Source organism: Frigoribacterium faeni (assembly GCF_007988805.1).
GTDB classification, from domain to species: domain Bacteria; phylum Actinomycetota; class Actinomycetes; order Actinomycetales; family Microbacteriaceae; genus Frigoribacterium; species Frigoribacterium faeni.
The window spans coordinates 1-17,514 of record NZ_BJUV01000027.1 but is presented as its reverse complement, the minus strand read 5'-3'; the positions used below and the strand labels follow the sequence as shown (position 1 = coordinate 17,514).

21 protein-coding genes are annotated in these 17,514 nt (G+C 71.6%); 15 read left to right on the top strand and 6 right to left on the bottom strand.

All coding sequences use genetic code 11. The annotated features are described in order from the left end of the window. Positions 1-54: 54 nt before the first annotated feature. Positions 55-1,224, bottom strand: coding sequence for a thiamine pyrophosphate-dependent dehydrogenase E1 component subunit alpha (locus FFA01_RS12060; RefSeq protein ID WP_146856436.1), 1,170 nt, complete (start codon positions 1,222-1,224; stop codon positions 55-57). A 30-nt stretch (positions 1,225-1,254) separates the two neighbouring features. Then, complete coding sequence (gene hisC, locus FFA01_RS12055) at positions 1,255-2,325, bottom strand: histidinol-phosphate transaminase (RefSeq protein ID WP_146856435.1); 1,071 nt, start codon at positions 2,323-2,325, stop codon at positions 1,255-1,257. A 104-nt stretch (positions 2,326-2,429) separates the two neighbouring features. Here hisC and FFA01_RS12050 point away from each other — a divergent pair, with 104 nt between their 5' ends. Genes FFA01_RS12050 through purB form a run of 3 tightly spaced genes read left to right on the top strand, consistent with a single transcriptional unit; the run spans position 2,430 to position 4,725 of the window. Further along, a complete protein-coding gene (locus FFA01_RS12050) occupies positions 2,430-2,837 on the top strand; it encodes a phage holin family protein (RefSeq protein WP_146856434.1) in 408 nt (135 codons plus the stop codon). 50 nt (positions 2,838-2,887) lie between these two features. Then, entirely contained in the window at positions 2,888-3,346 is a 459-nt protein-coding gene (locus FFA01_RS12045; protein WP_146856457.1) for a low molecular weight protein-tyrosine-phosphatase, read from the top strand. Beyond that, on the top strand, positions 3,343-4,725 hold the full coding sequence (purB, locus tag FFA01_RS12040) for an adenylosuccinate lyase (protein WP_146856433.1): 1,383 nt from the start codon (positions 3,343-3,345) through the stop codon (positions 4,723-4,725). The genes FFA01_RS12045 and purB overlap by 4 nt, the downstream gene beginning before the upstream one ends. Positions 4,726-4,779: 54 nt before the next feature. Here the strand turns inward: purB and FFA01_RS12035 are convergent, their stop codons facing one another. Both FFA01_RS12035 and FFA01_RS12030 read right to left on the bottom strand, forming a co-directional pair. Continuing rightward, positions 4,780-5,025, bottom strand: a complete 246-nt coding sequence (locus tag FFA01_RS12035; protein ID WP_146856432.1) for a hypothetical protein — start codon at positions 5,023-5,025, stop codon at positions 4,780-4,782. Then, on the bottom strand, positions 5,022-5,684 hold the full coding sequence (locus tag FFA01_RS12030) for a DUF308 domain-containing protein (RefSeq protein WP_146856431.1): 663 nt from the start codon (positions 5,682-5,684) through the stop codon (positions 5,022-5,024). The genes FFA01_RS12035 and FFA01_RS12030 overlap by 4 nt, the downstream gene beginning before the upstream one ends. Positions 5,685-5,901: 217 nt before the next feature. Here FFA01_RS12030 and FFA01_RS12025 point away from each other — a divergent pair, with 217 nt between their 5' ends. Then, the gene (locus FFA01_RS12025) at positions 5,902-6,978 is read left to right on the top strand and encodes a fatty acid desaturase family protein (protein WP_146856456.1); all 1,077 of its coding nucleotides are present in this window, start codon (positions 5,902-5,904) and stop codon (positions 6,976-6,978) included. A gap of 16 nt (positions 6,979-6,994) precedes the next feature. Here FFA01_RS12025 and FFA01_RS12020 read toward each other — a convergent pair whose 3' ends face one another. After that, positions 6,995-7,198: a hypothetical protein gene (locus FFA01_RS12020; protein ID WP_146856430.1), complete on the bottom strand. Its 204-nt coding sequence runs from the start codon at positions 7,196-7,198 to the stop codon at positions 6,995-6,997. A gap of 174 nt (positions 7,199-7,372) precedes the next feature. After that, complete coding sequence (idi, locus tag FFA01_RS12015; RefSeq protein WP_146856429.1) at positions 7,373-7,945, bottom strand: isopentenyl-diphosphate Delta-isomerase; 573 nt, start codon at positions 7,943-7,945, stop codon at positions 7,373-7,375. Between the two features lie 19 nt (positions 7,946-7,964). Between idi and FFA01_RS12010 the strand changes: the two genes are divergently transcribed. From FFA01_RS12010 to FFA01_RS11965, 11 genes are all read left to right on the top strand, one after another. Next, on the top strand, positions 7,965-9,035 hold the full coding sequence (locus FFA01_RS12010; protein WP_244289826.1) for a polyprenyl synthetase family protein: 1,071 nt from the start codon (positions 7,965-7,967) through the stop codon (positions 9,033-9,035). Further along, entirely contained in the window at positions 9,032-9,925 is an 894-nt protein-coding gene (locus FFA01_RS15960; protein ID WP_167627366.1) for a phytoene/squalene synthase family protein, read from the top strand. Before FFA01_RS12010 ends, FFA01_RS15960 begins: the two co-directional genes overlap by 4 nt. Beyond that, positions 9,922-11,583, top strand: coding sequence for a phytoene desaturase family protein (crtI, locus tag FFA01_RS12005; RefSeq protein ID WP_167627365.1), 1,662 nt, complete (start codon positions 9,922-9,924; stop codon positions 11,581-11,583). The genes FFA01_RS15960 and crtI overlap by 4 nt, the downstream gene beginning before the upstream one ends. Next, entirely contained in the window at positions 11,583-11,969 is a 387-nt protein-coding gene (locus FFA01_RS12000) for a lycopene cyclase domain-containing protein (RefSeq protein ID WP_146856427.1), read from the top strand. The genes crtI and FFA01_RS12000 overlap by 1 nt, the downstream gene beginning before the upstream one ends. Continuing rightward, the gene (locus FFA01_RS11995) at positions 11,966-12,352 is read left to right on the top strand and encodes a lycopene cyclase domain-containing protein (RefSeq protein WP_146856426.1); all 387 of its coding nucleotides are present in this window, start codon (positions 11,966-11,968) and stop codon (positions 12,350-12,352) included. The genes FFA01_RS12000 and FFA01_RS11995 overlap by 4 nt, the downstream gene beginning before the upstream one ends. After that, positions 12,349-13,296 carry a prenyltransferase gene (locus FFA01_RS11990; protein ID WP_146856425.1) on the top strand — a complete coding sequence of 316 codons (948 nt, stop codon included), beginning with the start codon at positions 12,349-12,351 and terminating at the stop codon, positions 13,294-13,296. Before FFA01_RS11995 ends, FFA01_RS11990 begins: the two co-directional genes overlap by 4 nt. Before the next feature lie 116 nt (positions 13,297-13,412). Continuing rightward, positions 13,413-14,810, top strand: a complete 1,398-nt coding sequence (locus tag FFA01_RS11985) for a glycosyltransferase 87 family protein (protein WP_167627364.1) — start codon at positions 13,413-13,415, stop codon at positions 14,808-14,810. A 124-nt stretch (positions 14,811-14,934) separates the two neighbouring features. After that, entirely contained in the window at positions 14,935-15,378 is a 444-nt protein-coding gene (locus tag FFA01_RS11980) for a YtxH domain-containing protein (RefSeq protein WP_182501172.1), read from the top strand. Continuing rightward, positions 15,371-15,799: a phage holin family protein gene (locus FFA01_RS11975; RefSeq protein ID WP_146856422.1), complete on the top strand. Its 429-nt coding sequence runs from the start codon at positions 15,371-15,373 to the stop codon at positions 15,797-15,799. Before FFA01_RS11980 ends, FFA01_RS11975 begins: the two co-directional genes overlap by 8 nt. Beyond that, a complete protein-coding gene (locus FFA01_RS11970) occupies positions 15,780-16,151 on the top strand; it encodes a DUF3618 domain-containing protein (RefSeq protein ID WP_146856420.1) in 372 nt (123 codons plus the stop codon). Before FFA01_RS11975 ends, FFA01_RS11970 begins: the two co-directional genes overlap by 20 nt. Positions 16,152-16,269: 118 nt before the next feature. Then, the gene (locus tag FFA01_RS11965; RefSeq protein ID WP_208720916.1) at positions 16,270-17,406 is read left to right on the top strand and encodes a YihY/virulence factor BrkB family protein; all 1,137 of its coding nucleotides are present in this window, start codon (positions 16,270-16,272) and stop codon (positions 17,404-17,406) included. Positions 17,407-17,514 lie beyond the last annotated feature (108 nt).

The window sequence follows — 17,514 nt, the reverse complement described above, 5'->3', positions numbered from 1 at the left end:
CCAGGGAGGCGCGGGTCGGCCCGGTCTCGGAGGTCGGGTTCAGGGCGGTGTCGGTCATGCTCGTCCTCCGTCGATGTCGGCCGTGCTCGCGTCGCCGGTCGCGGGGCCGAAGCTGTGCTCGTAGCCCGCCAGCCACTCGCGCTGCTCGCGCATCACGGGGTGCGGCTCGGAGTAGACGTGGTCGAACATGGACCCCGGGTCGGGTCGGGGCAGCTCGAGGGTGCGGCGACGGATGTCGGCGCCGAGGTCGTCGCCCTCGGCCTCGAGTCCGGCGAAGAAGGCGTCGCCCTCGCCCCGCGAGCGGAGGAACGCCTCGAAGCGCTCGATCGGGTCGCGGGCGATCCAGCTCTGCAGCTCGTCGTCGGTGCGGTACTTGGTGGGGTCGTCGGACGACGTGTGGGCGCCGATCCGGTAGGTCATCGCCTCGATGAAGCGGGGCCCGCCGCCGCTGCGCGCGGCGTCGAGGTCGCGACGGCTGACGGCGTAGCTGGCCAGCACGTCGTTGCCGTCGATCCGCGTGCCGGGGATCCCGAAGCCGCCCGCGCGGTTGACCAGCGGGGTGCGCGACTGCGTCGCCACGGGCACGCTGATCGCCCACTGGTTGTTCTGCAGGAAGAACAGCTCGGGGGTCTGGAAGCTCGCGGCGAAGACGAGCGCCTCGCTGACGTCGCCCTGGCTCGTGGCCCCGTCGCCGAAGAACGTGACGACGGCCTGGTCGACCTCGGGGTCGCCCGTGCCGCTGAGGCCGTCGAGGGTCAGGCCCATCGCGAATCCCGTGGCGTGCAGCGTCTGCGAGCCGATCACCAGCGTGTAGACGTGGAAGTTGCCGCGCTCGGCGGGGTTCCAGCCGCCGTGCGTGTGGCCGCGGAGCAGCCGCAGGATGTCGACCGGGTCGACGCCGCGGGCCAACGCCACGGCGTGCTCGCGGTACGACGGGAACAGGTGGTCGTGCGGTCGCGACGCGTGCGCGACGCCGACCTGCGCGCCCTCCTGGCCGTGGCTCGGCACCCAGAGGGCGAGCTGACCCTGGCGGGCGAGGGCGGCGGCCTCACGGTCGAAACGGCGGGTGAGCACCATGTCGCGGTGCATGGCGCGGAGCCGGTCGTCGCCGAGGGCGTCGACGTAGGGGCGGAGCTCGGCGGCGGCGTCGGACTCGACCAGCTCGCCCGCCGGAGTGAGCAGCTGGACGGTCGTGACGCCGTGGCCCGCATCGGTGGAAGACATGCGGACCAATCTACTCGCGGCTACATGCCGTCAGAGTGATGTGTTCTGCCGCACCTGCTGGGCCGCGTGCAGCAGTTTGTCGACCGACGAGGGCTCGCCGATCGTGATGCGGATCCCCTCGGGCGCGAAGGGCCGGACGATGATCCCGTGGTCGGCGAAGACGCCCGCCGCGGTGGCCGTCTGCTCGCCGGTGGGCAGCCAGACGAAGTTGCCCTGGGCGGCGGGGACGTCCCAGCCCTGGTCGACGAGGGCCTGCCTGACCTGGTCGCGCAGCATCGCGATGCGGTCGACCCGGGTCATCAGCTCGGACTCGTGCTCGAGCGAGGCGAGCGCGGCGGCCTGGCCCTGCTCGGTGACCGAGAGCGGGATGGCGGTCGCCCGGGCGGCGTCGAGCACCGAGGAGGCGCCGATCGCGTACCCGACGCGGAGTGCGGCCAGGCCGTACGCCTTCGAGAACGTGCGGAGCACGACGAGGTTCGGGTGCCGCTCCGTGAGCGACTCGCCGTCGACGGCGTCGGGGTCGGTGACGAACTCGGCGTAGGCCTCGTCGAGCACGACGAGGAGGTCGTCGGGCACGGCGGCCATGAAGGTCTCGAAGTCGTGCGTGGTGACGGTGGTGCCGGTCGGGTTGTTGGGGGAGCAGACGATCACGAGGCGCGTGCGCTCGGTGACGGCGGCGGCCATCGCCACGAGGTCGTGGCTGCCGTCGGCGCGGTTGGGCACCTGGACGCTGGTCGCGCCGGCGACGGTGACGAGCCCCGGGTAGGCCTCGAACGAGCGCCAGGCGTAGACGACCTCGTCGCCGGGGGCGGCGGCGGCCTGGATGAACTGCAGCAGGAGCGAGACGGATCCGGCGCCCACGTGCACCTCGTCGGTCGTGACGCCGTACTTGGCGGCCAGGGCCGCGCGCAGCTCCGAGGCGGTCGCGTCGGGGTAGCGGTTCACGGTGACGGCGCCGCGGAGGGCGTCGACGACGGCCGGCAACGGCTCGAACGGGTTCTCGTTCGACGACAGCTTGAACGCATCGGGCGACGCCTGCTTGCCCTGGCGGTACGGCGGCAGGGCGGCGATCTCGGGACGGAGTCGAACGGGAGTGGTCACCCGGCCACCCTAGGGGCTGCCACCCCCGGATGACGCGGCACCGCACCTCCTCGGGGGACTCCTTCCACTACCGCGGGAGGTCGCGGGTTCGGCATGATGGGGGCATGACCCGATTCATCGTGAGGCTGCTCGTCAACGCCGTGGCCCTCTGGCTGACCACCCTGATCGTGTCGGGGGTCAGCGTCGACGCCTACGGCACCGGCGGCACCACCGAGACCGTGCTCACCTACCTGCTGGTGGCGCTGATCTTCGGCATCGTGAACGGCGTCGTCGGAACGGTCATCCGCGTCGTCGCGTTCCCGCTCTACGTCCTCACGCTCGGGCTCGTCTCGCTGATCGTGAACGGGCTGCTGCTCGGCATCGTCGCCTGGATCTCCGGGCTGATCGGCTTCGGACTCGACATCGACGGATTCTGGTGGGGCGTGCTCGGCGCGCTCGTGCTGGCGATCCTCGCCTGGCTCATCGGCATCGTGATCCGCCCGATCGTCGAGTCCGGCGACCGTCGGCGGTGAACCGCTTCAGCGTCTGCTTCGTCTGCACCGGCAACATCTGCCGGTCGCCGATGGCCGAGACCGTGCTCCGGTCGATCGCCGACGCCGCCGGTCACGGTGACGACCTCGTCATCACCAGCGCCGGCACCGGCGACTGGCACGTCGGCGAAGGGGCCGACCCGCGCACCGTGACGGCCCTGGAGGCCCGCGGTTACGATGGCTCCCGGCACCGCGCGAAGCAGTTCGGGGCCGACGACTTCGCGCGTCACGACCTCGTCGTGGCGTTCGACCGCGGTCAGGAGCGCATCCTCCGGGCCTGGGCCTCGAACGACGCCGACCGGTCGAAGGTGCAGCTGCTGCTGAGCTTCGATCCGACCGTCGCCCCGCGCAACGGGGTCGAGGGCACCGACGTGCCCGACCCCTACTACTCCGACGCCGCCATGTTCGACACCGTGCTCGACCTGGTCGAGCAGTCGTGCACCGCCCTCTTCCGCCAGATCGAACCAGCACTCCGCAAGGGACCCTCATGACGTTGCCCCCTCAGCCCCTCAGCCCGCTCGACGGCCGGTACCGCGCCTCCGTCGGCTCGCTGGGAGACCACCTCAGCGAAGCCGGCCTCAACCGGGCCCGCGTGCACGTCGAGGTCGAGTGGCTGATCGCGCAGACCGACCGATCGGCGTTCGGCTCGACCCCGCTCGACGACGAGCGGAAGCGCGCGCTGCGGGCCATCGTGACCGACTTCGGACAGGACGCCATCGACGAGCTCGCCGGGCTCGAGGCGACCACCCGCCACGACGTCAAGGCCGTCGAGTACTACGTCCGCGCCCGCCTCACCGACCTCGGGCTCGACTCGATCGCCGAGCTGACGCACTTCGCCTGCACCAGCGAGGACATCAACAACCTCTCGTACGCCGTCACCGTCAAGGCCGCCGTCACCGACGTCTGGCTGCCCGCCTTCGACGCGGTGCTGGCCGCGCTGTCGACCTGGGCGCACGACGCCCGCGACGTCCCGATGCTCGCGCACACCCACGGGCAGCCCGCCACCCCGACCACGGTCGGCAAGGAGTTCGCGGTCTTCGTGCACCGTCTGCAGCGCCTCCGCGCGCAGATCGTCGGGACCGAGTACCTGGGCAAGTTCAGCGGCGCGACCGGGACCTTCTCGGCGCACGTCGTCGCGGACCCCTCGCTCGACTGGCCCGCGACGTCGCAGGCCTTCGTCGAGGGCGCGCTCGGCCTCACCTGGAACCCCCTCACGACGCAGATCGAGTCGCACGACTGGCAGGCCGAGCTCTACTCGCGCATCGCCCACGCGAACCGCGTGCTGCACAACCTCGCCACCGACGTGTGGTCGTACATCTCGATGGGCTACTTCACCCAGATCCCGCAGGCCGGGGCGACCGGCTCGTCGACGATGCCGCACAAGATCAACCCGATCCGGTTCGAGAACGCCGAGGCCAATCTCGAGCTCTCCTGCGCGCTGCTCGACTCGCTGGCCTCGACGCTCGTCACCTCGCGTCAGCAGCGCGACCTGACCGACTCGTCCACGCAGCGCAACATCGGCGTCGCCTTCGGCCACTCGATGCTCGCCCTCGACAACCTGCGCCGCGGGCTCGGCGAGATCGCGGTCGGCACCGTCGCCCTCGAGGCCGACCTCGACTCCAACTGGGAGGTGCTCGGCGAGGCCATCCAGACGGTGATCCGCGCCGAGGTCGTCGCCGGTCGCTCGTCGATCGCCGACCCGTACGCGATGCTGAAGGAGCTCACCCGCGGCAAGCGCGTCACCCGGGCCGACCTCGTCGCGTTCGTCGAGGGGCTCGACATCGGCGACGACGCCAAGCGCCGCCTCACCGCGCTCACGCCCGCCACCTACACGGGCATCGCGTCGGAGCTCGTCGACCGCCTGGCCTGACCCCAGGGGGACGGAGCCGAGGAGGCGCGGGTCGGCGCGCTGCGCCGGCCCCGGTCAGTGCCCGCGCGGCTTGTCGGACTCGTCGAGCTCGTGCTGCTCGTCGTCGTTGGGCTTGGCCGCGAGGGCCAGCATCGCGATGACGACGAGGGCGACGATGAACCCGATGCAGAGGAAGATCAGGGCCAGGTCGAGCTCGCGGGTGGTGAGCAGGACGACCACCCCGATGAACAGGGCGAAGACCGCGCTGAGTCCGAGGAACTCGGCGGGCCGGACTCGTTCGCGCCAGCTGGGTTGGGTCATCTCTGGGGTACTCCGTCTGTGCTGCCGATGTCGGTGGGGGTGGCGGCCGGGTCGGTCGTCGTGGTCTGCCACTTGAGCGAGAGCCCGGCGATCACCAGGAACACGCCGATGAGCGCGCCGTACGCCCCGAGCAGGCCGACCAGGACGGTCGACGACGTCAGCACGCCGTCGATCTCCTCGATGCCGCCGAGCTGCTGGGAGTAGTCGGGCGGGACGACGAGGAACACCAGGCCGAGCACGAGGGTGATCGCCCCGACGGTCGTCCAGTCGCGGGCGAGCGGTGAGCGGCCGCGGCGGCGGAGGCCGGCGACGAGCTCGAGGGCGCCTGTGACGAGGGCCCAGGCGATGACCAGGGCCACGAGCACGGGCAGGCCGCTCTGGGCGAAGACGAGCGCGAGCGCCCCGACGACGACGCCGACGACGCCCTGGACCACCTGCAGGGTGCGGCTCGACGGGTCGGAGCCGAGGCGGGCGACGGCGCCGAGCGCGAGGGCGAGGCCCATGAGCACGGTCGCGCCGCCGAAGACGAGGAGACCGATCCGCGGGGAGTGGTCGGGGGAGAACGTGATCACCACGCCCAGCACCAGGGCGGGCACCGCGCGCAGCAGGGGCACCGGCCAGTAGCGGGCGCTGCGAGCGGCGTCGAGGTGAGCGGACACGTGTCCTCTTTCAGGGGGTCGGGGAACCCGAGGAGTTTACCGCCCCTCCCCTGGCAGCCATCCGCCAGGACTCCCGACGGTCTCCCAGGCCCCGCCATTACGTTCGCACCATCTATCGGGCACACGCTCAAGTCACCCGGCTGCGAAGTCGACCACCGCGGGAGCCCCTTTGACCTCCATCGCACCATCCGCCGCCTCCGGCGTCACGACCGGCCGACTGGCCGACGCGGGCTTCCGGCCCACCGTGCCCGGCCAGGCGAGCAAGCCCACCAGCACCTACTCGGCCCTGCTGAAGAGCGTGCGCGAGGCCGGGCTGCTGAAGCGCCGCACCGGCTTCTACATCACCGTGTTCGTCGTGCTCGTGCTCTGCCTCGGCGGCGCCGCGACCGGGTTCGTCCTGCTCGGGTCGAGCTGGTTCCAGCTGCTGATCGCGGGGGCGCTCGGCATCATCCTGACGCAGTTCGCATTCCTGACCCACGAGGCCTCGCACCGTCAGGTCTTCGAGTCGGGCACCACGAACGACAAGGTCGGACGCGTCCTCGCCGCCGGCGTCGTCGGCATCAGCTACGCGTGGTGGATGACGAAGCACAGCCGTCACCACGCCAACCCGAACACCAAGGGCAAAGACCCCGACATCGCCTTCGACACCATCTCGTTCCTCGAGGAGGACGCCGCGAAGCAGCGTGGCGTGCTCGGCTTCATCACGCGCCGTCAGGGCTACTTCTTCTTCCCGCTGCTGCTCGGCGAGGGCGTCAACCTGCACGTCACGTCGTTCCGCACCCTGCTCGGCCGCGAGAAGGTCGAGGGCCGCGCGCTCGAGATCGTCCTCATCGCCACGCGCCTCGCGCTGTACTTCGGCGTCGTCTTCTGGTTCCTGCCGCTCGGCATGGCGTTCGCGTTCATCGGAGTGCAGATGGCCGTGTTCGGCCTCTACATGGGCTCGTCGTTCGCCCCGAACCACAAGGGCATGCCGATCATCCCCGAGGGCGCGAAGGTCGACTTCCTCAGCAAGCAGGTGCTCACCTCGCGCAACATCACCGGCCGTTTCTCCACCGCGTTCATGGGCGGGCTCAACTACCAGGTCGAGCACCACCTGTTCCCGAGCATGGCCCGGCCGCATCTCCGCGCCGCCAGCAGACTCGTCAAGCAGCACTGCGAGACGCACGACATCCCCTACACGCAGACGACCATCACGAAGTCGTACGCGATCGTGATCCGCTACCTCAACCGGGTCGGCCTCGCCGCACGCGACCCGTTCGACTGCCCCGCCGCACAGCAGCTGCGGCCTCGCTGATCCGGTCGGGGAGCCGTCAGCCGGCGTCCTCGTCGGCGGCGTCGTCCGCCAGGAAGTCCACGTAGCGCATCCGGGGGTCCGTCATCGGATCGGGCCGGGCGGCCAGGCGGTTCCGTTGACGCCGTGTGGCGACGTCGTCGACGGTCGAGGTCCGGGGCTTGCGGTAGCCGACGATGCGGACCGGCTCGGTGGCGGGATCGCTCCGATACATGCTCGACATGGTCACGCGCCTCCCGTCGCTCGCCCCCGGGTCGCGGTGGGGACGCCATCACTGTAGGCAGGGAAACGGCGCCGTCACACGGGCTTGCCAGCGCCCCTCTCCGGGGTCTAGCTTGTGCGCCCGCGCGGTCGTCGGGCGGTCAGGAGAGCGGAGCCGAGGAGGCCCGGGTCGCGATCACGACGCCGGCCAGGCCTCCAGCTGCCACCCGAGCCACGGGCTGAACGCGAACGGCGTGGCGGCCACGGCTCGACGCAGGTCGGCCGGGTCGACCCAGGCCCACTCGGCGACCTCGTCGGGCGACGGGTCGGGCACGCCGACCGCACGCGCGGTGAAGACCGGGCAGATCTCGTTCTCGACGACACCGGAGGCGTCGGTCGCGATGTACCGGAAGTCGGGCAGGATCACCTCGACGTCGCGCACCTCGATGCCCAGCTCCTGCGAGGCGCGCCGCAGCACGGCCTCGGCCGGGGTCTCGCCGGGGGCGGGGTGGCCGCAGTACGAGTTGGTCCACACCCCGGGCCAGGTCTTCTTCGACAGCGCACGACGGGTCACGAGCACGCGCCCGGCCTCGTCGACGACGTGACAGCTGAAGGCCAGGTGCAGGGGCGTCGCGGCCGTGTGCACGGTCGCCTTGGGGGTCGAGCCGATGGGCGAGCCGCTCTCGTCGAGCAGCACGACGAGCTCGTCGTGGGGGACGGCCGCCACGGGCGCGGCCGGGTCGAGAGGAGCGGGCTTCTCGGAAGTCATGAGCGGTAGTCTGCCTAGCGTGGACGGTGAACATCTTCGCGCGAGAACGCGAGAGAGACACGAACGTGTCGATGCCGTCCTCGACGGCTTCTTCAGCCTAGCCAAGCGGCGGGCCGAATCGGTCGGCTCCCGGTACGTCGACCTCTGGTCCGTGCTCGAGCGCAACAGCGCCGGCGGCAAGCGGTTCCGCCCCCGGATGGTCTTCACCGCCTACGACGCCCTGGGCGGCGACGACGACGACGCCGTCGCCGGTGTCGGAGCCGCCTTCGAGTTGCTGCACACCGCCCTGATCGTGCACGACGACGTCATCGACCGCGACTTCTCGCGCCGCGGCATCCCGAACGTCTCGGGCAGCTATCGCGACACCGCCACGACCGCGGGGCTGTCGACGCCCGCGGCCGAGCACCGCGGCATGTCGGCGGCCGTCATCGCGGGAGACCTCGCTCTGACCGGTGCGAGCCGCCTCCTGATGCAGGTGCGCTGCGGCGGCGGGGTCCAGGCGCGCCTCCTCGACATCCTCGACGAGGCCATCTTCGTCAGCGCCGGCGGCGAGATGGTCGACGTCGAGCTCTCGCTCTCGCCCGAGGTGCCCACCGTCGACGAGATCCTCGACATGGAGCGCGCCAAGACGGCCGTCTACTCGTTCGAGGCTCCGCTGCAGGCCGGCGCGGTGCTCGCGGGCGCGCCCGAGGCCGTGGTGCAGGCCGTGGGCGAGTTCGGCCGCGAGGTGGGCGTCGCCTACCAGGTCGTGGACGACCTCCTCGGCGTCTTCGGCACGGAGGAGAGCACCGGCAAGACCACGCTCGGCGACCTCCGCGAGGGCAAGCGCACGGTTCTCATCGCCCACGCCGCGACCACCGACGAGTGGTTCGCGATCCAGCCGTTCATCGGCAAGGCCGACCTCTCGGTCGACGAGGCCGCCCACGTCCGCGCCCGCCTCGAGTCGTGCGGCGCCCGCTCGTTCGCCGAGTCGCTCGTCGAGCAGCACGCCCGACGCGCCCTCGACGTGCTCGACGGCCCCGAGGTCACCGACACCCTGCGCGCGGCCCTCTCTCCGCTGGTCGCCACCGTGCTCGAGCGGGTCCGATGACCGGCCTGGCGCTCTACGACACGGTGGCCGACGAGACCGCGTCGGGGGTGATCCGTCGCTACTCGACCTCGTTCGGGCTGGCCTCGCGCCTCCTCGGCACCGAGGTGCGTCAGCACGTCGAGAACGTCTACGCCCTCGTGCGGGTCGCCGACGAGATCGTCGACGGGCCGGCCGCCGAGGCCGGGCTCGACGTCGAGGCCGCCGGTCGCTGCCTCGACGAGTTCGAGGCCGAGACCGAGCACGCGATCGAGACCGGCTTCAGCGCGAACCTCGTCGTGCACGCCTTCGCCCGCACGGCGCGCACCGCCGGCTTCGGCTCCGAGCTCACCCGGCCGTTCTTCGCCTCGATGCGCGCCGACCTCAGCGCCCGCGAGCACGACGACGAGTCGTTCGAGCGCTACGTCTACGGATCGGCCGAGGTCGTCGGCCTGATGTGCCTCCGGGCGTTCCTGCTCGGGCACGCGTTCCCCGCCACGACCGTGGCCGAGCTCGACGAGGGCGCCCGCCGTCTGGGCGCGGCGTTCCAGAAGGTCAACTTCCTCCGCGACCTCGCCGCCGACTTCGAGCAGCTGGGCCGCAGCTACTTCCCCGGGGTCGACGTCGGCTCGTTCGACGAGGCCACGAAGGCGCGACTGGTCGCCGACATCGACGACGACCTCCGGGTCGCCGGAGACATCATCCCGGTGCTGCCGTCGTCGTCGCGTCGCGCCGTCGCCCTGGCCCACGGCCTGTTCGCCGAGTTGAACCGCCGTCTCGAGGCGACCCCCGCCTCCTCGTTGATCCGCGCCCGTGTGCGCGTCCCCGATCCCGTCAAGGTGCGCATCGCGCTCGCCTCGGCGGCCGGGCGAACGGCCCGCATCCCCGACCGCCCCGCCGAGAGGACCTCGTGAGCACACCCTGGCTCGACCGCGCCACCGGAGACACCACCGTCGAGCGCCACGGTCGCCGGGCCGTCGTGATCGGCGGCGGCATCAGCGGCCTCGCGTCGGCCGCGCTGCTCGCCCGTGAGGGGCACGACGTCACCCTGCTCGAGAAGAACGACGCCGTCGGCGGTCGCGCCGGATCGTGGAGCCACGACGGCTTCCGCTTCGACCTCGGTCCGAGCTGGTACCTGATGCCCGAGGTCTTCGACCACTTCTTCAGACTGATGGGCACCTCGTCCGACGAGCAGCTCGACCTGATCGAGCTCGACCCCGGGTACCGCGTGCTCTTCGAGCCCGCCGCCGACGGCACGTCCGACGCCCCCATCGACGTGCCGCGCGGCCTCGAGGAGAACATCGCCCTGTTCGAGTCGATCGAGCCGGGCAGCGGCGACCGGATGCGCGGCTACCTCCGATCGGCTCGCGACACCTACGAGATGGCCAAGCAGCGGTTCCTCTACACGAGCTTCGAGAGCGTCGGGCCGCTGCTGCGCGGCGACGTCGTCGTGCGGCTGCCGAAGCTCGCGCGTCTGCTGCTGCAGGATCTCGACTCGTTCGCGTCGCGCACCGTCAAGGAGCCGCGCCTCCGGCAGATCCTCGGCTACCCCGCGGTGTTCCTCGGGTCGTCGCCGTTCCGCACGCCGAGCATGTACCACCTGATGAGCACCCTCGACCTCGACGACGGCGTGCTCTACCCGCGCGGCGGCCTCATCGCGGTGATCGACGCCATCGAGCGCGTCGCCCGCGAGGCCGGCGTGCGCATCGAGACCGAGGCCACGGTCACCCGCGTCATCACCTCGGTCGGCCCCGACCACCGCGCCGCGGGGGGGACGGCCGGGAAGGGCGCCCTCGCGACCGGCGTCGAGTACGCCGACGGTCGCGGCGCGGTGCAGCGGCTGGACGCCGACGTGGTCGTCGGCGCGGCCGATCTGCACCACATGGAGACGCAGCTGCTGCCGACGGGGCTGCGCACCTACGACGAGTCCTACTGGTCGAAGCGCGACCCGGGGCCGAGCGCCCTGCTGATGTACCTCGGCGTCGAGGGCGAGGTGCCCGAGCTCGAGCATCACACGCTGCTGTTCGCGAACGACTGGCACGAGAACTTCGACCGCATCTTCGGGTCCGACAAGCGCATCCCCGACCCGCCCTCGCTCTACGTCTGCAAGCCGAGCACCGTCGATCCGTCCACCGCGCCCGAGGGGCACACGAACCTCTTCGTGCTCGTCCCGCTGCCAGCCGACCCGGCTCTCGGCCGGGGCGACGGCGACGGCGACGGCGACACGCTGATCGAGCGGCTCGCCGACCTCGTGATCGACCAGATCGCGAGCTGGGCGGGCGTGCCCGACCTGGCCGAGCGCATCGTGCTGCGCCGCACCCGCGGCCCGCGCGACTTCGTCGACGACGTCAACGCGTGGAGCGGCAGCATGCTCGGCCCGGCCCACACCCTCGACCAGAGCGCGATGTTCCGAGCCGGCAACACGTCCGAGCACGTGCAGAACCTGTTCTACGTCGGCGGTTCGGTGCGACCCGGCATCGGTCTGCCGATGTGCCTGATCAGCGCCGAGATCCTGCTCAAGAACCTGCGCGGCGACCGCAGCACCGAGCCGCTGCCGGAGCCCGCCGCCTGATGGGCGTGCTGTACCTCGTCGCCCTGGGCATCTCGCTATTCGGCATGGCGATGCTCGACCGGCGCTTCACGCTGTTCTTCTGGCGCGACGCCCCGCGGGCGTTCGTCACCCTGCTGGTCGGCGTGGTGTTCTTCCTGATCTGGGACATCGTCGGCATCGACACGGGCGTGTTCTTCCGAGGCGAGACGTCGTTCATGACGGGCGTCCAGATCGCCCCCGAGCTGCCGCTCGAGGAGGTCTTCTTCCTCACGCTGCTCTGCTACCTGACGATGAACCTGCTGGCGGGGACGCGCCTGATCGTCGACCGCCGGGCCGCCCGCTCCGGCGCGTCCGGCGCGTCCGGCGCGTCCGGGTCGTCCTCCGTCGACGACGGGAGAGCCTCGTGACCTACTGGGCGATCAACGCGGTGTTCCTCGCGCTCGTGGCCGTGGTCGCGGGGGCCGCCGCGGTGACGGCGTGGTTCCGTGGTCGAGCCGCGCGCGCCTCCTCGGCCGCGCGCGCCTCCTCGGCCGACCGCTCGGCACGGGCCCGGGCCGCCGGGCTCGCGACCGTCGTGCTGCTGGTCATGACCGCCGTCTTCGACAACATCATGATCGGCGTCGGCCTCGTCGACTACGCTCCCGACCGGATCAGCGGCGTGACGATCGGCATCGCCCCGCTCGAGGACTTCGCCTACTCCCTCGCCGCCCTCGTGCTGCTGCCCTCGGTGTGGGTGCTGCTCGGCGGACCGCGCACGCCGAAGGCCACCGCCGAGGAGGCGCGCCCATGAGAACGCTCACCGCCCTGTTCTGGTCGTCCCGGCCCCTCAGCTGGATCAACACCGCGTTCCCGTTCGCGGCGGCGTACATCCTGGCGACGGCGAGCACGCCGCAGGACGGCTGGTACGCCTACGCCCCGTTGTCGGGTGAGACGTTCCACCCGGATCTCGGCTTCGACTTCTCGGGCGTCCCGTGGCTGATCGCCGTCGTCGGCATCCTCTACTTCCTGGTGCCGTACAACCTCGCGATGTACGGCATCAACGACGTCTTCGACTACGAGAGCGACCTGCGCAACCCGCGCAAGGGCGGGGTCGAGGGCGCGCTGCTCGACCGCAGCCTGCACCGCACGACGCTCTGGGCGGCCGTGGTGACCAACGTGCCGTTCCTGGTGCTCCTCGTCGTGGTGGGCAGCCCGCTCAGCTGGCTCGTGCTCGCGATCAGCGTCTTCGCCGTGATCGCCTACTCGGCGCCCGGGCTCCGCTTCAAGGAGCGCCCCTTCGTCGACTCGATCACGTCGAGCACGCACTTCGTCAGCCCCGCCGTCTACGGCCTCGCGCTGGCCGGGGCGACCGTCACGCCGCAGCTCGTCGCGCTGCTCGCGGCGTTCTTCCTCTGGGGGATGGCCAGCCACGCGTTCGGCGCCGTGCAGGACGTCATCGCGGACCGCGAGGGCGGCATCGCCTCGATCGCGACGGTGATCGGCGCGAAGGCGACCGTGCGCTTCTCGGTCGTGGCGTACCTCCTCGCCGGCGTGCTCATGACGTTCACCGACTTCCCCGGGCCGATCGCCGCGGTGATCCCCGTGGTCTACGCGATCAGCTGCGCGCCCTGGTGGAACGTCGCGGACGCGGACGCCGAGGCGGTGAACCGGGGCTGGAAGCGGTTCCTGACCCTGAACTTCCTGTCGGGATTCGTCACGACGATGCTGCTGATCTGGTGGGTGGCCCTGGCCTGACCCGGCCCGCGCCGGCCCGCGCCGGCCCGCGCCCGGCCCGTGCCCGGCCCGTCGAATGGCGGACGCGCCTCCTGTCGTTCACCTTCGTGACAGGTGGCGGCCCTATCTTCGGCGATGTGAGTCCCCGCTTCGGCCGATCCGCCGCCTCCCTGCGCCGTGCCCGTGCCTGGAACGACGCCGGCCACCGGATCGAGGAGCGGTGGGCGGTCATCCGCCGGCACCCGCAGTCGATCTGGTGGGCCTTCTGGCTGCTGCACGGAGCGGTGCTGGTCGCGCTGACCCCGTTGATCCTGGCCGGCGACGTCGAGGGCGACCTGCCCCTCTACCGATCGTGGGCGAGCGGCGCCCTGGCCGACGGCCGGTGGCCCGTGCTCGACTTCGACTGGGTGTACCCGGCCGGCGCCCTCGGGCCGATCGTGCTCTCGAACGTGCTCGGCGAGTCGCTGTACCAGCTCGTCTGGCTCGTCCTGCTGACGGCGGCGAATGCCGGCGGGCTCTGGCTGCTGACCGACCGGGGCCGCCGCACCGTCGACGCGACCGCCGCCTGGTGGTGGCTGCTCGTCCTGTTCCTGCTCAGCCCCGTGGGGTTCCTGCGTCTCGAGGGGTTCAGCGCGCCGATGGTCGTGTCCGGCCTGCTGCTGCTCGCGACCCGTCCGCGGGTGGCGGGGCTGCTGCTCGCCGCCGCCACCTGGATCAAGGTCTGGCCGGCCGCCGTCATCGCCGCGGTGATCGCCGCGTCGCGGCAGCGCGGTGCGGTCGTCCGCGCGGGCCTGGTCACCAGCGCCGTCGTCGTCGGTCTGGTGCTCGTCGGCGGCGGAGCCTCGCACGTCGGCAGCTTCGTCACCATGCAGTCCGGGCGGGGGCTGCAGGTGGAGGCGCCGCTCGCGACGCCCTGGCTCTGGATGGCGATGCTCGGCGTGCCCGGTGCGTCGGTCTACGAGAACGTCGGCCTGGCGACGAACGAGGTCATGGGGCCCGGGGTATCCGGGGTGATCAACGGCAGCACGGCGCTGATGATGATCGTGCTGGCGGCGCTCGCGGTGCTGGTCGCCGTCGCCGCCGGCGGGCTCCCCGGCCTGCGTCGCCGCGCGGGCGCGGGCGCGGGTCCGGTCGCCGTCGACCAGACGGGCATCGTGCTGCTCGGCGCCCTGACGCTGACGACGACCTTCGTGGTGCTGAACAAGGTCGGGTCGCCGCAGTACATGCTCTGGATCGCGCCGGTGGTCGCGGTCGGCCTGGCGCTCCGCCCCGAGGAGTTCCGCGTGCCGGCCGTGCTGACGGCCTGGGCGGCCGGGCTCACCACCCTCGTGTTCCCGATCCTCTACCTGCCGCTGCTCGACCTCAACCCGTTCGCCGTCGTCGTGCTCGGCGCCCGCAACGCGGTCGTCGTCGTGCTCTTCGGCTGGTGCGTCCTGCGGGTGGTCGCGGCGGCCATGTCGGCGCTGGGACTGGCCGGGCGCGGAGCGCTGCCGGCCACCGTGGCCGCGGGGGTGCGCTCCGGCTCGGTGCGCTGACGAGGTCCGGTCGCCCGGGTCGAACGAGCCCGACGCGACTCATGGCCGTGAATCTGGGCCTCCTGCGCCGCGTCGTGCCAGCGTGGAGAGTCCAGAGCACCAGAACGAGCATCTAGGAGCACTCATGAAAGGCAAGATCCTCTTCGTCGCAGGGGCGGCCGTCGGGTACGTCCTCGGAGCCCGCGCGGGCCGTGGCGCCTACGTCAAGATCAAGGACCAGGCCGAGAGCCTGTGGGAGAACCCCACGGTCCAGAAGACCGTCCACCAGGCGGAGGACTTCGTCAAGGACAACGCCCCCGTCGTCGGCAAGAAGCTGCAGGAGGCCGCCGGCGACGCCGCATCCGCCGCCGGAAGCAAGGCCAAGTCCGTCGCCGGCAAGGCGAGTGGCAAGGCGTCGTCGGCCGCCGAGGACGCCACCGCTGCCGCGCGCACGGCCGCCGACAAGGTCCGCGACTCGGGTTCGGACTCCGGAGACTCGTCCGCCGTCGGCACCGACGACGGCGAGGCCGACACGGGCGACCGCGCCAACGGAACCTCGAAGCTCCCGGGAGTGAACGTCGGTGAGTGACCTCAGAGCCCCTGAAGAGAGCACCAGGAAGTCGCTCGGGTCGCTGCTCGGCAGCCTGCCCGAGCTGATCTCGCGTCTCATCCGCGGCGAGATCGCGCTGGCCAAGACCGAGCTCGTCGCCAAGCTCAAAGAGGTCGGGGTCGGCGCCGGTCTGCTGGTCGGAGCGGCCCTGTTCGGGTTCTTCCTGCTGGCCGTCCTGATCACCGCCGGGGTGCTCGGTCTCGCGACCGTGGTCGCACCGTGGCTCGCCGCGCTGATCGTGGCCGCGGTGCTGCTGGTCGTCACGGCCGTGCTCGCCCTGCTCGGCGTCTCGGCGCTGAAGAAGGGCGTGCCGCCCACGCCCGAGAAGACCGTGGCCAGCGTCAAGGCCGACGTCTCCGCACTGAAGGGCCAGGGAACCTATGACTCCGCGACGCACTGACCCGAAGCCGGATCCCGAGCGCGAGCTCGCCGAGGCACGAGCCGAGGAGGCACGGGTCGAGGCCGCGGACGCCTCGCCCGACGACACGGCCTCGAACGAGAAGAAGGGCCCACGGCCCGGCGCGAGCATCCCCGAGATCGAGTTGGACATCGCCCGGACCCGCGAGGAGTTCGCGGCGACGCTCGACGCCATCGAGGACAAGCTCAGCGTGCCCGCGCACGCTCGTCGGCTGAAGGCCGGCGTCAAGAAGCGCTTCGCCGACGACCCCAAGCCGGTCGTCGCGGCCGCCGCGGCCGGTGCCGCCGGCGTCGCCGCGATCGTGGCCGGGGTGGTCAAGGCCGCGCGGCGCTGACCGTCGCTCGACGGCGTGCGGCTCACGGAGCCGACCGCCTCGGCGCGGTGCCGGGCCCGATCGGCCGGCACCGCGCCTCCTGGGCTCACCTCCCTCCCCCTCCACGACAGGACACCCGATGGCTCAGAAGAGCACCGAGCGCGAGCAGCAGGCTCCCGACGAGAACGACCAGCGCAAGCCGCAGGAGCTGACGGACGTCACGAAGCGATCGTGGGGCTACGTCCTCGGCAAGACGCTGCGCGAGTTCGGCCGGGACCAGTGCACCGACCTCGCGGCCGGCCTCACCTACTACGCGGTCCTCGCGATCTTCCCGGCGCTGCTGGCGATCGTCTCGCTGCTCGGCGTCGTGGGGCAGGCCGGATCCACGTCGGACACGATCCTGCAGCTGGTCCGCGACCTCGGCAGCGGACAGGTCGCCGACCTGCTCGAGGGACCGATCACGTCCCTGACCGAGTCTCCCGCGGCCGGCGTCGCCCTGATCGTCGGTGTGCTCGGCGCCCTGTGGTCGGCGTCCGGCTACGTCGGCGGCTTCGGCCGGGCGATGAACCGCATCTACGGCATCGACGAGGGGCGTCCGATCTGGAAGCTCCGCCCCACGATGCTCGGCGTGACCGCGTTCACCGTCGTGCTGATCGTCGTGGCCGCCCTGATCCTGGTGCTGAGCGGACCCGTCGCCCGTACCGTCGGAGACCTGATCGGTCTCGGCGACTCGGCCGTCTTCGTCTGGAACGTCGTCAAGTGGCCCGTGCTCGGCGTGATCGCGATCGTGATCGTCGCCGTGCTCTACTACTGGTCGCCCAACATCAAGCAGCCGAAGTTCAAGTGGATGAGCCTCGGGTCGCTGGTGGCCCTGGTCATCTGGCTGATCGCCTCGGTGGGCTTCGGCTTCTACGTCGCGAACTTCTCGAACTACAACGCCACCTACGGGTCGCTCGGCGCCGTGATCGTGTTCCTGCTCTGGCTCTGGATCACGAACAACGCCCTGCTGTTCGGGGCCGAATTCGACGCCGAGCTCGAGCGCGGACGCGAGCTGCAGGCCGGCATGAAGGCCGAGCGGGACATCCTGCTGCCGCCGCGCGACACGGCCCAGACCGAGAAGAAGGCCGCGGCCCTCGCGAAGGACGAGCTCGAGGGGCTGCGCCTGCGTCAGGCCGCCGCGGCGGAGATCCGCCGCAACGGCGATGAGGTGCCGGAGGCCGACGGCGACGGCGGCTCCGCCCCGTCGGCGGACCACCCCGAGCCCGACAAGCGCTGACCCCGCCCCCGGCTGCGCCCGGGCTGCGCCCGCCCCGCCCTGGGCTGCGCTCGTCCCGCGTCACACCCCGAATCCCGCGCTACACCCCGACGGAAGCGGGTGTAGCGC